Source organism: Mesorhizobium sp. M7A.F.Ca.CA.002.04.1.1 (assembly GCF_004022805.1).
Taxonomy (GTDB): Bacteria; Pseudomonadota; Alphaproteobacteria; order Rhizobiales; family Rhizobiaceae; genus Mesorhizobium; species Mesorhizobium ciceri.
This window is the reverse complement of the sequence record NZ_RZPL01000058.1, coordinates 1-14,449: the sequence shown is the minus strand read 5'-3', so window position 1 is coordinate 14,449 and position 14,449 is coordinate 1. Positions and strand designations below refer to the sequence as shown.

The 14,449-nt window shown below is 62.2% G+C and carries 9 protein-coding genes and 1 pseudogene; all 10 read left to right on the top strand.

Going from position 1 to position 14,449, the window contains the following annotated elements; all coding sequences use genetic code 11:
- Positions 1 to 3,057 (top strand): Ig-like domain-containing protein (locus ENZ75_RS34255; RefSeq protein ID WP_164887735.1); only part of this gene is annotated, 3,057 nt, incomplete at its 5' end.
- Positions 3,058 to 3,120: 63 nt separating this feature from the next.
- A complete protein-coding gene (locus ENZ75_RS05270; protein WP_013533172.1) occupies positions 3,121 to 4,815 on the top strand; it encodes a type I secretion system permease/ATPase in 1,695 nt (564 codons plus the stop codon).
- Between the two features lie 19 nt (positions 4,816 to 4,834).
- Positions 4,835 to 6,172, top strand: coding sequence for an HlyD family type I secretion periplasmic adaptor subunit (locus ENZ75_RS05265; RefSeq protein ID WP_063167461.1), 1,338 nt, complete (start codon positions 4,835 to 4,837; stop codon positions 6,170 to 6,172).
- Between the two features lie 197 nt (positions 6,173 to 6,369).
- Positions 6,370 to 6,614 (top strand): annotated as a pseudogene (locus ENZ75_RS05260) (helix-turn-helix domain-containing protein); the annotation flags it as partial.
- A 298-nt stretch (positions 6,615 to 6,912) separates the two neighbouring features.
- Positions 6,913 to 7,893 (top strand): helix-turn-helix domain-containing protein, encoded by a 981-nt coding sequence (locus ENZ75_RS05255; protein WP_013533169.1) that lies wholly within the window; start codon positions 6,913 to 6,915, stop codon positions 7,891 to 7,893.
- A gap of 102 nt (positions 7,894 to 7,995) precedes the next feature.
- Complete coding sequence (locus ENZ75_RS05250) at positions 7,996 to 10,023, top strand: hydantoinase/oxoprolinase family protein (protein ID WP_063167462.1); 2,028 nt, start codon at positions 7,996 to 7,998, stop codon at positions 10,021 to 10,023.
- Between the two features lie 3 nt (positions 10,024 to 10,026).
- Positions 10,027 to 11,994: a hydantoinase B/oxoprolinase family protein gene (locus ENZ75_RS05245; protein ID WP_063167463.1), complete on the top strand. Its 1,968-nt coding sequence runs from the start codon at positions 10,027 to 10,029 to the stop codon at positions 11,992 to 11,994.
- 161 nt (positions 11,995 to 12,155) lie between these two features.
- Positions 12,156 to 13,013 carry an FAD binding domain-containing protein gene (locus tag ENZ75_RS05240; RefSeq protein ID WP_063167464.1) on the top strand — a complete coding sequence of 286 codons (858 nt, stop codon included), beginning with the start codon at positions 12,156 to 12,158 and terminating at the stop codon, positions 13,011 to 13,013.
- Positions 13,004 to 13,501, top strand: a complete 498-nt coding sequence (locus ENZ75_RS05235; RefSeq protein WP_063167465.1) for a (2Fe-2S)-binding protein — start codon at positions 13,004 to 13,006, stop codon at positions 13,499 to 13,501. Before ENZ75_RS05240 ends, ENZ75_RS05235 begins: the two co-directional genes overlap by 10 nt.
- A partial coding sequence (locus tag ENZ75_RS05230) for a molybdopterin cofactor-binding domain-containing protein (protein WP_164887734.1) occupies positions 13,494 to 14,449 on the top strand: 956 nt, incomplete at its 3' end. The genes ENZ75_RS05235 and ENZ75_RS05230, both read left to right, overlap by 8 nt.

The following is a 14,449-nucleotide window of genomic DNA, read 5'->3' as shown; positions in this document are numbered from 1 at the left end:
TACAACGACGCATCGAGCCTGACCGCCAACATCACCGCCACCGCGGGCGGCAACTTCGAGCACCTGGTGATCGGCACCGGCACGGCGACGGCCAACGTCACCGACACCACCACCGACGCGACGGTGAATCTCAGCACGTCGAACGTTACGGATCACGATACCAACGTCACCTTCACGGCGACGTTGAGCAACGCCTCGCAAGGCGTCACCACGGTCCACACCGACCATGGCGACATCACCATCGCTAACGGCCAGACCGTTGGCACACTGGTGATCGCAACCCCCAACGCATCAAGCCTGTCCGCGACCATCACCGGCACCTTGGGCGGCAACTTTGAACACCTGGTGGTCGGCACCGGCACGGCGACGGCGCAGATCATCGACGCAACTGCGCCGACCGTGACGATTACCGACGACGAGCCGGCGGCGACGGCCAACATTGCCGGTGGCAATGTCCTCTACACCTTCACCTTCAGCGAGCCTGTCACCGGATTTGTTACATCAGATATCGTTGTGGGAGGCGGTACCAAGGGTACGTTCACCGCGGTGAGCAGCACGGTTTACACCTTGGATGTGATCCCAACCGCGAATACGCAGGCCGGTATCATCACCGTAGATGTGGCGGCAGGCGCGGCCAACGATGCAGCCAGCAACGGCAACACGGTGGCGATCCAGGCGACGCAAGCTTACGACACCAAGGCGCCGACGGTTATCATCACCGACGACGAGCCGGCGGCGACGGCCAACATTGCCGGTGGCAGTGTCCTCTACACCTTCACCACCAGCGAGAGCGTTGGCAGCACGCTGACCATTGCGGACGTGACGGTAACGGGCGGCACGGTCGGTGCGCTGACGCAAGTCGGCACCAGCAACGTATATAACCTGACCGTGACCCCGACGGCCAACGTCGATGCCGGCACGATCAGTGTAACAGTGAACCAGGTTGGCATCACCGATACGGCGGGCAATTCGGGGACCGGCACTGTCAATGCCACCCAGGCCTACGATACCAAGGCGCCGACCGTTTCGGTCGACATCATCGCCCCAGACCTGCCGGCAGGCGGGACATCACAGGTAAAGTTTGTCTTCAGCGAAGTCCCTACCGGTTTCACGGCGGCCGACATCATTGTGACGTCAGGCAGCGGCTCGATCACCAGCGGGCCGACCATAGACGCCACAGATCCAACCGGCAAAACCTATGTCGCAACGTTCACCGCATCTTCGACTTTTGTCGGAAACGCGACCGTTTCAGTGAGCTCGGGAAGCTATACGGATGCAGCTCTGAACACAGGCTCCGGAGGCAACGACACGGTATTCGAGGGCTTTACCTTTGACGCAGCGACGAAGGAAAACGGGCAAAGCGGCAATTTCACTCTTTCCGGGCACTATAATACCGGTGTGACGATACGCGCGTACTGGGACGTCGACAATCCGACCCACGCAGTTGCCGTGACGCTGAATGGCGATGGCACCTGGAGCGGGGCTAAGACCAACCTGGGCAACAACACCGGAGCCCACACCTTCTTTGTGGTCGCTACGACAGGCAGCAGTACCATTGTCCAATCCATCGGTGTCACAGCGCCCGCCGGCATTGCCGGAGAGGCTGTGAACTTGGGACTTACCGATCCAGCCGGCCACGATGGCGCGATTACGCTCACGATTAGTGACGTCCCCGACGGATGGACGATCGATGGGGGCACCCGCAACGCGGACGGCTCTTGGACCGCAACAACCACGAATGTTTCCGCCCTGACCGTCACGACGCCGGTCACCTATACCGGTGCACACGTGCTCAACGTGACCGGGACCTGGAGTAACGAGGACGGGACCACCGGGACCATGACCATCGCGGACAACGTGGAAATCTATGCCAAGGGTTCGCCCATCTTTGCTTTGTCTGGAAACGACTACCTGACCGGGTCCAGCGGCAACGACCTCTTCGTCTTCTCGCAGCCGATCGGTGCCGACACGGTGCACAATTTCGACGCCGCGGCCGACCAGATCGACCTTATCGGCTACAACGGACTGGCGGACTTTGCCGACCTGCAGACCCATATCGCCGACGATGCCCACGGCAACGCGGTGATCACGCTGGGCGATGGGCAGTCGATCACGCTGGATGGCGTGCACTCGGGCGCGCTGACGGCAGGCAATTTCGTCTTCGACCAGACGCCGGTGGTCAACAATGCCGGCACCATGACGATCGGCGACGGCGCCTTGCTGCCGCTGAGCGGCATGATCAACAATAGCGGCCTCATCTCGCTGGACTCGACCGGCGGTGAAACGCTGCTGCAAATCATCCAGCATGGCGTGACCCTGCAGGGCGGCGGGCAGATACTGTTGTCCGACAGCGCCGCCAACGTGATCTCCGGCACGGGGCCGGACGTCACTCTGGTCAATGTCGACAACACGATATCGGGCGCCGGCCAGTTGGGCGGCGGGATGCTGAGCCTCGACAACCAGGGCACCATTATCGCCTCCGGCGCGAATGCGCTGGTCATCGATACGGGGGGCAGCGTCGTCACCAACTCCGGAACATTGGAGGCGACCGGTTCAGGTGGACTGACGATCACCGGCGGGCTGGCGAATTCCGGCATGCTGTTGGCCAATGGCGGCGACATAGTCATCCATGGCCAGGTCACCGGCGACGGCGATGCCACGATCGGCAACCTGTCGAAGCTTGAGTTCGGCAGCGCCTCGTCGACGGATGTCACCTTCGCGCACGATGCGGCCGGCACGCTGCAGCTCGACGATTCCTTCGATTTCAGCGGGCGGATCGGCGGCATCACCAATGACGACAGGCTTGAGCTCGAGGACATCCTGTTCGGCGCGGGAACGACGGCCGTCTACCAGGCAAACCAGGATGGCAGCGGCGGAACGCTGACCGTTTCGGACGGCACCCACGGTACCGCGCTGCATCTGGTCGGCAGCTACGATGCGAACGGCTTCAAGCTTGCCGATGACGGCCAAGGCCATACCGCCGTTTCGTACAATCCGGCGGAATTCACGCTGACGGGCGTTGGCAATGGAGCAATTTCAAGCGACTTCGTGGTGTGAACCAAAAGGCCGCCGCCAGCGGCGGCCCACCTGGCCTGATGCGTATCGAGTGGGGTTCTGGACGTGGATAGCAAATCTCGAATTGTGAAGGATGCGCTTCGGGCCTGCCGCCGCTATTTCCTGGTAGCGGCGGCGTTCAGCCTGGCCATCAATCTGCTCTATCTCGCGTCCCCACTCTACATGCTGCAGATCTACGACAGGGTCGTTACCAGCGGCAGCGAAACCACGCTGGTGATGCTGACCCTGGTGTTGCTGGCGGCCTTTCTTTCGCTGGCCGGCCTCGACCTGGTGCGCGCCTCCATCCTGACGCGTGCCAGTGCGCGGCTCGACCGGCTGCTGTCGGCAAAAGTCCTGGCCGCGTCGGTCGAGACCCCATCGCCCGGCTCGTCGCCGAGCCAGCCCATCCGAGACTTCGACACGTTCAGGCAGGTCATCACCGGCAGCGGCATCCACGCTTTGTTCGACCTGCCATGGTCGCCCATCTACATCGGCATCATCTTCCTGCTGCATCCCTGGCTCGGCTTCTTCGCGCTGGGCTGCTCGCTGCTTCTGGTCGCCATGGCGGTGCTAAACGAATATATCGTGCGTTCGCCGCTGAAGCAGGCCAACGACCTGGCGACGACCAACTATAATTTCACCGAGATGAGCCTCAGAAACGCCGAAGTCGTTCGCGCCATGGGGATGATCGACGGCCTCATCCGCCGCTGGGGACGCGACCGCAATTTGGCGCTGCGGCGCCAGGCGGAGGCAAGCGATCGCGCCGCACTGATGTCGGGTCTGATCCGTTTCCTGCGGCTCACCATGCAGTCGCTGATCCTCGGCCTCGGCGCCTATCTGGTGATCGAACGGCAGATCACCGGCGGCACCATGTTCGCCGCGAGCCTCTTGCTGGGCCGGGGGCTACAGCCGGTCGAGCAGATCGTCGGCCTTTGGCGCAGCCTGATCCTGGGGCGGGCGGCGTTGGCAAGGGTCGAGAAGCTGGTCGACGGGGGCGCGCAGAGCGAAAGATCGTTCAACCTGCCCAAGCCCACCGGCAAGATTTCGGTTGAGCAGGTCAGCTTTGCAATTGCAAGCCAGCAGAAAGTGCTTCTGCGGGACGTATCGTTCCGGCTGGAAGCAGGCGAGACGCTGGGAATCGTCGGCCCTTCCGGCGCCGGCAAGTCGACGCTGGCGCGTCATCTCGCGGGCGTCATGCAACCCAGCCGTGGTACCGTCAGGCTGGACGGCGCCGACCTGTCGCAATGGGGACACGACGCGCTCGGCGACCACATCGGCTATCTGCCGCAGGATATCGAACTCTTCTCCGATACCGTCGCCGCCAACATCGGCCGCTTCAAGACCAATGTCGACCAGGAGGTCATCGAGGCCGCGCGGCTCGCCGGCGTGCATGAGATGATCATCCGCCTGCCGCAAGGCTATGAGACGCAGATCGGCGAAGGCGGCGCAGTGCTGTCAGGAGGATATCGCCAACGGATTGCTCTTGCCCGCGCAGTGTTCGGAACTCCGAACCTGATCATTCTCGACGAGCCCAGCTCCAATCTCGATGCCGATGGCGACCGCGCGCTGAGCGACTGCGCGATCGAACTCAAGCGCCGCGGCAGTACGGTGATCATCGTCTCTCACCGGCCCTCGACCCTGGCGAATGTCGACAAGATCCTCCTGTTGCGCGATGGCGCCGTCGAGGCCTTTGGCATGAGAAACGAGATCGTGGCGCTCCTCAACCAGCGCGCGGCGCCAATGGCGGTGGCAACGCAATGAGCCGTGTTTGGAGAGAGCGATGAGCGACGGCGCGCTTACCTACCGGAGCCTGCCTGGCGACGCCGGTATTCTGGCCCCGGATTCGATCCGGGTGCCGGCCTATATAGGTCTGCTGATCATCGTTGCTTTCTTTGGCATCTTTGGCGGCTGGGCGGCCTTTGCCCCGCTGAACGGCGCCGTGCTTGCCGACGCCATCGTCAAGGTGGATGGCAATCGCAAAAGCGTACAGCACTTCGACGGCGGTACGGTGAAGGAGATCCGCGTCAAGGATGGCGACGTCGTCAGGAAGGGCGACATAATGCTGAAGCTGGACGACACCAGGATTCGGTCCGAGTTCAATCTTTATGCCCAGCAATATGCGCTGTTGCGCGCAACCGATGCCAGGATCCGAGCCGAACTGGACGGCAGCGAGGTTGTTGCCTTTCCCAAGGACATTCTCAAAGAGCACGAAGACTACCTTAGGGATGCAATGGCAAACCAGATCGCCGATCTGGAAAGCCAACGCGCCTCGATGGCCGGCGCCAGGCAGATCCTCGAGCGGCGCATTGCCGAACTCGAGGAGCAGATCCAGGGCAAGCAGTCTCGGGTCGAATCTTACCATGCCCAGTTGCAATCGACGATCAACGAGAAGGCCAGCCTGTCGAAGCTGCTCAAGGCCGGATTGACGACCCGCCCACGCATCCTGGAGCTGGAAAGATCCGCCTCGGATCTGCAGGGCCTGATCGATGAGAACCTCGGCGCGATCGGCGGCAGCCAACAGAGCAAAGCCGAACTCGAAAGCCAGATCGCACAATTGACAAATGAGCGCCGAGCCAAGCTGTCGGCCATGCTGATCGATACGCAATCGAGCCTTTCCGACCTCGTGCCCAAGATGTTTGCCGCCCAGGCTGCCATGGACCGAGCCGAGGTGCGCGCGCCGTATGACGGCCAGGTGATGGATCTCAGCGTCTTCTCGATAGGCGCGATCGTTTCGCCGGGCCAGACCATCCTCGATATCGTGCCGACCGAAAATTCGCTGATCGTCCAGGCCCAGATTCGCGTCGAGGACATATCGAACCTGCGACCCGATATGGCTGCCGAAGTTCGTTTCACATCCTACAAGCAGCGCTCAATACCCATAATTCATGGCCGCGTCTCCCGCATTTCGGCGGATCGCATTACCGACAGCAAGACCGGGTTTCCCTACTATCTTGCCGACGTAGCGGTCGATCCGGTGGAATTGGCAGCAGCCCCACAGATTGCGCTTTATCCGGGCATGCCAGCGTCAGTCATGATCGTCACCGAGGAACGCACCGCGCTCGACTACATTCTGGGCCCGCTGGTTGTGTCGTTCCACTCCGCCTTTCGCCAGAAATGACGGATTAGCCAAGCGACTTCGCTTTTGAGGTGATTCTGACGCAGAGCAGTCGGAGACAAGCCGACAACCAGTCGCTCATGGTCTGCATGTTCCCTGCCGACAGCCCCTCTGTTTCTTTGGTGCTGGATCTGATGATCCTAGATGTTTGATCCCGGGCTTTATGGAGCATCCTTGTCTCCCGAATGAAAGGATGCGCTATGGGCCAAGTTCTGCATGGGAGCGCCAAAACGACAGAGGCGGTCCGTCGAGCGATACAGCATAGTCAAGAGAACCTGAGGGGCTGGCCAAGCGCTACGGGATCAACCGGAAGACGGTTGCGAAGTGGAAGAGGCGAGCTTCGGTCGCCGATCTATCGACTGGTCCGAAGGAACCGAGATCGAGGGTGCTCTCGATTGAGGACGAGGCGGACATTGTCGCTTTCCGCCGCTACACGCTGCTGCCACTCTTCCGTACGCACGGAACTGCAGGACATCATTTCCGCCCACATCTGGAAGCCGACAACTTTTCCTGAATGAGTGTGCGAAAAGAATGCATGGTTCCAAGTCGGCTGGCGGTTTGCGCGCCAAGGCTGGTTTGATCAGCTGCACACTGATCGTGACGACAACTGCAACCGTCGCGAGCTCCGGTCCTGGGCCAACCGACCACATAAGTTTATTCGTTTTTGACCAATACGCGCCGGTGAATTCCTGTAATCTTCGGAACAACACCGGGACAACCGGGTCAACCAGAAAGGTCGGGGAATGAAATACGTCGTCGATACGATCGGCGGTCCCGCAGGCGGTGATGCCTGGCAAGCCGCTGTTACCGAAGCCTATTTTCCGCTCGACACCGAGTATCGGAACCGTCGCGAATTTTCAGGCACGCTGGAAACCTTCTCGCTTGGGCTCGTCAGCGTGTCTAAAATGCGCTGCGATGCCGTAAGCTATCGTCGCCACCGCCGCCACTTCCTCAACGAGCGTGACGCCAGCCTGCTCATCACGATCCCGGAGATGTCGGAGGTGAATTTCTCGCAAGGGTCGAGAACCGTCAATTGCAGGCCGGGGGGCTTTCTCGTCGAGCGGGGAGATGCGCCTTACGAATTCTGGCACGGCAAGCCAAACGCGCTGTGGGTCCTCAAGGTACCATCATCGAGCGTTCGGGCACGGATCGGATCCGCCGAACGGCTCAGTGCGCTCAGTTTCGACGCGACCCAAGGCATCGCCGCGCTCTTCCTCGACACGGTGCGAACCACGATCGGTCATCTCGATGAGATCACTGAAGTCGCTCGTGAGATGATGGGCAGGCACATCCTGGAAATGCTGTGCCTGTCGATCGTGAGCGACGATCGCGTGCTGGACAGCAGCATCTCGTCGATCCGGGCCGGCCATTTGCATCGTGCCGAGCAGTATATTCGCGACAATCTGAAGAATTCCGACCTCGGCCCGCAGGCGGTGGCTGATGCCTGCGGCATCTCCCTGCGTTACCTGCAGGTCCTTTTTCAGGACAGCAACCAGTCGATCAACGGCTTCATCCGCGACGCCCGGCTTGAACTTTGCGCCGAGGAGCTGATGTCGGTGACCAACATCAGCAGCGTAGCCGAGATCGCTTACCGCTGGGGCTTCGCCGACCAGTCCCAGTTCTGCAAGCACTACCGGACGCGGTTCGGCTGCGCACCGACGGATACCCGTCGCGAAGCAGCGAACCGGGCGGGCGGCTCTTCGGCCTCGCGAGAGCGCCACTAGTCCCGACGAAATCCGGGCCAATTCCACCATTCATGCAACGTCTCCCCGGCAAGGGGCGACGAAGGCGGGGCTTTGCCCGCAAGACCTTGCGAAGGAACTGTCATGAGCCGAATCAGAGTTGCCGTCGATGTCGGAGGGACTTTCACCGACATCTGCATCATGGACGAAGACAGCGGAGCGATCCGCATCGAAAAAACCGCCTCCACGCCTGACGATCCCATGCAGGCCATCATGAATGGCGTGGAGCAGGGGCGCATCGATCTTTCGGAGGTAACGATGTTCTCTCATGGTACGACGGTCGCCACCAATGCGCTGATCACCCGCCGTCTGCCGCGCACCGCAATGGTCTGCAGCGAGGGTTTTCGTGACGTTGTAGAGATCCGTCGCGCCAACAAGGAAGATCTCTGGGACACCTACAAAGATGTCGCCAAGCCCTATATCCCGCGCCGCGACCGGCTGACCGTCCGGGAACGGGTCAGTGCCGAGGGCACGATCCTGGAAGCGTTGGACGAAGAGGCCGCGCGCCGTGTCGCGGAGATTCTCAAGAAACGGCAGGTCAAGTCCATCGCCGTCTGCTTCATGAACTCCTATGTGAACGGCGCCAACGAGCGCCGCATGCGTGAGATCCTGAAGGAGGCAATGCCGGATCTGCCGGTCTCGATCTCCTCGGAGGTGATGCCGGAAATCTTCGAGCACGAACGTTTTTCCACCACCATGGCGAACGCCGTCTGCGCCCCGGTCGTCGTCGACTACGTGTCGCGTCTCGGAGAAAAGCTTGCCGACGCCGGATACAAGCGAGATCTCCTGTTGCTGCACAGCGGTGGCGGGGTCATGACGCCCGCGAGCGTCAAGGATTTCTCAGCCCGGCTCGCGGGATCCGGCATCGCCGCCGGCGCCATCGCAAGCCGCTTCATCGGAAATCTCTGTGGCTACCCGAACTCGATCGGCTTCGACATGGGCGGCACCAGCACCGACGTCTCGCTGGCCTGGAACGGGGAGTCGCGCATCACAAAGGACTGGTACATCGAATTCGGATATCCGATCCGCTTCCCCTCCATCGAGGTATTGACCATCGGTGCGGGCGGCGGGTCGTTGGCATGGCAGGACGAGGGCGGCAGCTTGCGCAACGGGCCGCAGTCCGCTGGCGCCTTTCCAGGTCCGGCCTGCTACAAGAATGGCAACCTCATTGCCACCAACACCGATGCCAATGTGGTGCTCGGCCGTCTCGGCACCAGCCTTGCGGGCGGCAAGATCACGCTCGACCCCGCTCTGGCCGCCGAGGCGGTTCAGGAGACGGTAGCGGAACCCTTCGGCATGGAACTCCACCAGGCGGCCGAGGCGATCATCGCCGTCGCCAACGCCAATATGGGCAATGCCGTCCGGCTTCTCTCCATCAGCCGAGGCTACGACCCGCGCGACTTTGCGCTGGTCGCATTCGGCGGTGCTGGCGCTTTGCACGGAGCGGCGGTGGCCAAGGAGCTTTCGATTCCAACCGTGATCGTACCGCCCAATCCCGGCGTTACCTCCGCGCTCGGTTGCCTTCTCGTCGACGTGCAGCACGATTTCTCCGAAAGCTTCATGGCCGATGCTTCGACTGTCTCGCCCGCCGAGATGCAGGCAGCCTTTGTTCTGATGGAAAAACAGGCGGTTGAGCGTCTGGGCCATGAGGGCGTGGCGCAGGAAGACATGGCGCTGCAGCGCACGGTCGAGATGATGTACCAGGGCCAATGGCGCTCGCTCGCGGTGTCAGCCCCGGCGCGGATCGAGAGCATCTGCCCGCTGATCGAGGCATTCCACAACGAACACGAACGCGAGTTCAACTACCGCCGCGAAGAGGCGCCGGTGTCGATCTTCCGCATCGCGGTCAAGGCGATCGGCATCGTCCCGAAAGCCGAGATACCGCGACACGAAGTCTTGCCTCATGTGCCCGAGCCGCTCGGCCGCCGCGGCGTCTGGTTCGACGGCGTATCTCATGATGCGGCTGTCTATGAACGCGACCAACTCAGCGCCGGCGCTGCCTTTGCGGGACCCGCCATCGTCGAACAGTTCGATTCCACCACCGTGGTTCCGCCGGGAATGAGCGCGACCGTCGATGGCTTCCTGAACATTCTCATCGTGACGAAAGGCTGAGACATGACAAAGCTGATTGAAACGGGCCCTGGCCTCGATCCGGTAACGTTCGAGGTGCTGAAGAACTCCTTCATCACCACCGTCGACCAGATGGCCGAACAGATGCTTCGCACCTGCTATTCCTTCGTCATCTACAACCGAGACTTTTCGAACGCCCTGCACGACGCCGATGGCAACTCCGTCGCCCAGGGCAACTACGACATCGCGGTCCATGTCGGCACACTGCACAACACGTGTAAGGAAGTGATCCGGGTCTTCGAAGGCGATATGGCACCCGGCGATGTCTACGCAATCAACGATCCTTATGCCGGCGGTACGCATTTCAGCGACGTTCGGCTCGTCCGGCCGATCTTCGATGAAGACAAACTGATCGGCTTCTCCCAGTCGAACGGACACTGGTCGGATCTCGGCGGCTCGGTGCCGGGCTCCTTCGACGTCACCGCCCGCGACATGTTCCGCGAAGGGCTGCGGATAACGCCGCTGCGCCTTTTCCAGCGCGGCCGCTTCTGCTCCGATGTTGCCAACATGATCGCGGCCAACACGCGCGATCCCGCATCGATCATTGGCGACATCCATTCCCAGGCGCAAGCGACGCAGGCGGCCGAGCGCGAACTGCTGCGGCTGGTCAAGAAGTACGGGCGCGGCCAGGTCATGCGCGGTATGGAGGAGGTTCAGGACTACGTCGAACGTGCCGTGCGAAAGCGTCTGGCGGAGCTGCCCGACGGCACCTGGGAGACGGTCGACTACATCGACCGGGATCTCGGTGCCGGCGAGGGCATGATCCCGATCCGCATCAAGATGACGATCAAGGGCGACACGATCCACTACGATTTTACGGGAAGCCACTCGACCATTGCCTCGATGTATAATTCCGCACCGGGCGCGACCTTCTCGGCCGTGGTCGCCGGCATGAAAACCTTCTTTCCGGACCTCCCGCTCAACAGCGGGTTTTACCGGATGATCGAGGTGACCGCGCCGAAGAACAGCATCGTCAGCGCGGAATGGCCGGTGGCGGTGACCGGGTTCCTGATGCCGTTTGAAAAGATCATGAACGCGATCTTCGAGATGTGGTCGAAGATCATGCCCGAACGCGCTATCGCCTGCGCCTTCAACCTCGAATATCTGCTGGCCGGGGGACGGGATGCGCGCAAACCCGAAAAGCCGATCTTCATGTTCTACGAATGGCTGCCTGGCGGCTGGGGCGGGCGCAACGGCAAGGATGGTGCCGATGTCACCACCGCCTGCTTCGGAACCGGGCTGATGTCGCAGCCGAACGAAGGCAACGAGCGGGTCAATCCCACTCGGACGCTCGAGTTCCAGATCAAGCAGGATTCAGCCGGGCCCGGCAAGTGGCGGGGCGGCGTCGGCGTGCAGAAGACCTCATTGCTGCTTGAGGCTGAAAATGCCGTCATGTCCTATATTTGCGACCGCGAGCGTGCTGTCGTCTGGGGTGTCGAAGGAGGCCTGCCGTCGATGCCCCACGGCTTGACCATGAAGCGCGCCGGAGAAGAGACCGAGATCTGGCTCGGCTCCGTATTCTCCGATTACTCCGTCCACACAGGCGACCAGTTCGCTCGTCCGACGGCCGGCGGCGGTGGTTTCGGCGATCCACTGCAGCGCGAGCCCCGCAAGGTGATGGAGGACGTGATCGACGACTACGTTTCCCTGGAGCGTGCCAGGACTGACTACGGTGTGGTGATCCGCGAAATCGACCGCGACCTGTGCCAGTACGAAATCGACGAGACGGCGACCGAAGCCTGCCGTACCGACATCCGGGCGAAACGGAAGGGCTGGGCACGCATGGATCCCGAGGAGGTCGCGCGCAAATACCGCTCCGGCGAGATCGATACGCTCGATGCGGTTCGGCACTATGCCGTGATCCTCGACTGGGAGACCGGCGAACTACTTCCCAAAACCACCGCCCAGTTCCGGGAGAGTTTTGAGAAACGGACCGTCACCCACTGGGTCTGAGCGCCAGCGAGCGCGCCGCAATCTTGCGGGCGCTCGCGGGATGCCAGAGTTATCTGTTTTTTCGATACCATATTCAAAGAATTACTATTTCACAGGAACCTAAAGCTGGAGCAACAATGTCGCAGCGCCGCGAAGGTTGGCTGCTCCGAGGGGTATGACAGATGGCACCAGGCGTGGGACGATCGTTCACCGCGGCCAGCACACTTGAAGAGGCAATGGCAGCACGCCGGCAGGGCGCGGTGGTGCTTGCAGGCGGCACCTGGATGATGCGTGATCCCCAACGCGGGGTCGACCTTCCCGACGCGGTGGTCGCACTCGACCGAATACCGGCCTTGTCCAAGGTCGAAATCGACTCGGACCATGTCGTGATCGGCGCAGCTGTTACCCACGCAGTCCTTGGCCGCGCATTGCATGGGGCAGCGGGCTTCGAAGGTCTGGTTGACGCGGCGGAGAACGCGGCCAATCCCGGTATCCGAAGGGTCGCCACCGTGGGCGGTAACCTTTGTGCCCTCGACTTTGCCGCCGCCGATCTCGCCCCTGCGCTTCTCGTCTGTGAGGCGACGGTGGAGCTGGAGACGTTCGAAGGCCCAAAACTCATCGGTATTTCGGATTTCCTCAAAGACAGGCATGCGCTGCTGGCAGAGGCGATTGTGACGAGAATTCATCTGCGCCGCGACCTTGTCGCAAGCGCGCATATCCGCCTGCCGCTTCGGAAGGCTGGCGACTATCCGGTCGCCGTCGTCTCGCTTGCGGTGGACAAGGACAAACGATGTCGCATCGCCGTCGGCTCGGTGGAGCCGGTAGCGCGGCGCTGGACGGCGCTCGAACAGGCGATGAGGGCAAGCCAGGCCTCCGCGCTCGATCCGGAGCGCGCTGCCGGGCTTGCACTAGAGCACAATGATTTTCAGGGCCGCGACGGCAGGGAAGCGGAGGGTTGGTACCGGCGCCAGGTTCTTCCGCCGCTGGTCAAGCGCGGTGTTGCCGCACTTCTCAAGACCGAGGGCCTGGCATGGTTGTGACATTCCAGCTGAATGGCGAGGACTGCAGCTTTCACGGCGATCCGATGACGCCGCTCGTCGACATCTTGCGGCGGGAACGATTCCTGACGGGGACCAAAGCCGTGTGCCGCGAAGGCTTCTGCGGCGCCTGCACGGTGCATGTCGACGACGAAGCGGTGCCGTCCTGCCTGAAGCCGATTGGCCTGGTCCAGGGGTGCGCGGTCACGACCATCGAGGGATTGAGCTCCGGAAACCAGGCGCTGCATCCGCTCCAGGCCAATCTAGAGGCCGCCGATGCCGTGCAATGCGGCATGTGTTTTCCAGGAATGGTTATGAGCCTTTCGGCGTTCGTGCGTGACAATCCGCATGCGAGCCGTCCCGACATCAAGGCCGCGATGGTCGGCAACATCTGCCGCTGCACCGGATATGAGCGGATCGTCGACACCGTGGCCGACTGCCTTGACCAAGCGCGGAAGGCTGGCCAGTCGGTGGGAGGCCTCCATGTCTGAGCTGTCCGCCACCGTGATGAATCTTCCCCGCCGCGATGCGCAGGACAAGCTGCGCGGGCGGACGAAATACACCAACGACCGGGTTCGCCCCGACATGTTGCATGCCGTGCTGCTGCGGTCGACCGTTTCCGCGGGGCGTATCCGCAAGCTCGACCTTTCGGCGGCACTTCGCTGTCCTGGCGTGCGCGCGGTGGCGACCGGCGCCGACGCGCCAGGCCTCTACGGCATCGGCATTGCCGACCATCCGCTCCTGGCCATCGACACCATCCGCTATCACGGCGAGCCGATCGCCGTCGTTGCCGCCGAAACGGAGAAGCAGGCGCGGGCGGCGCTTGCCGCCATCATGCTTGAGGTCGAGCCGCTGGTACCGGTGTCCACCATGGCCGAGGCACTCCAGCCCGCCGCCCGTCTCGTCCACGAGGGCTGGCGCGGCTATGAGGTGATCACCGAGGGCGGCGCACGTGCCGGCAACATCGCATGGGAGGCAAAATCCAGCCGCGGCGACGTCGATGCGGCCTTCGCCCGTCCCGACATACGCATTGTCGAGAGCAGCTTCACCGTCGGCCGGCAGAGCCATGTGCCTTTCGAACCGCGCGTTGCCATCGGCTCCTGGGAGGACGGCCGTGCTCACATCCAGACCTCGACGCAGGTGCCTTGGACAGTTCGCAACGTCACCGGAAGGGTCATGCAGCTTGCGCCCGGGCGTGTGCGGGTCACCGTGCCGCCTGTCGGAGGCGGGTTCGGCCTGAAATTCGATGCGTCCATCGAGCCGATCACGGCACTTCTGGCGCGGATGACCGGGCGCACGGTGGTCCTGGAAAACACCCGGCAGGAAGAGATGGCAACCTGCCTCTGCCGCGAGAATGCGGAAATCCGCATTCGCTCCGCTGTCACCGCCGAAGGATACATCGCCGGACGCGAGGCGGTCGTGCTGATGGACTGCGGCGC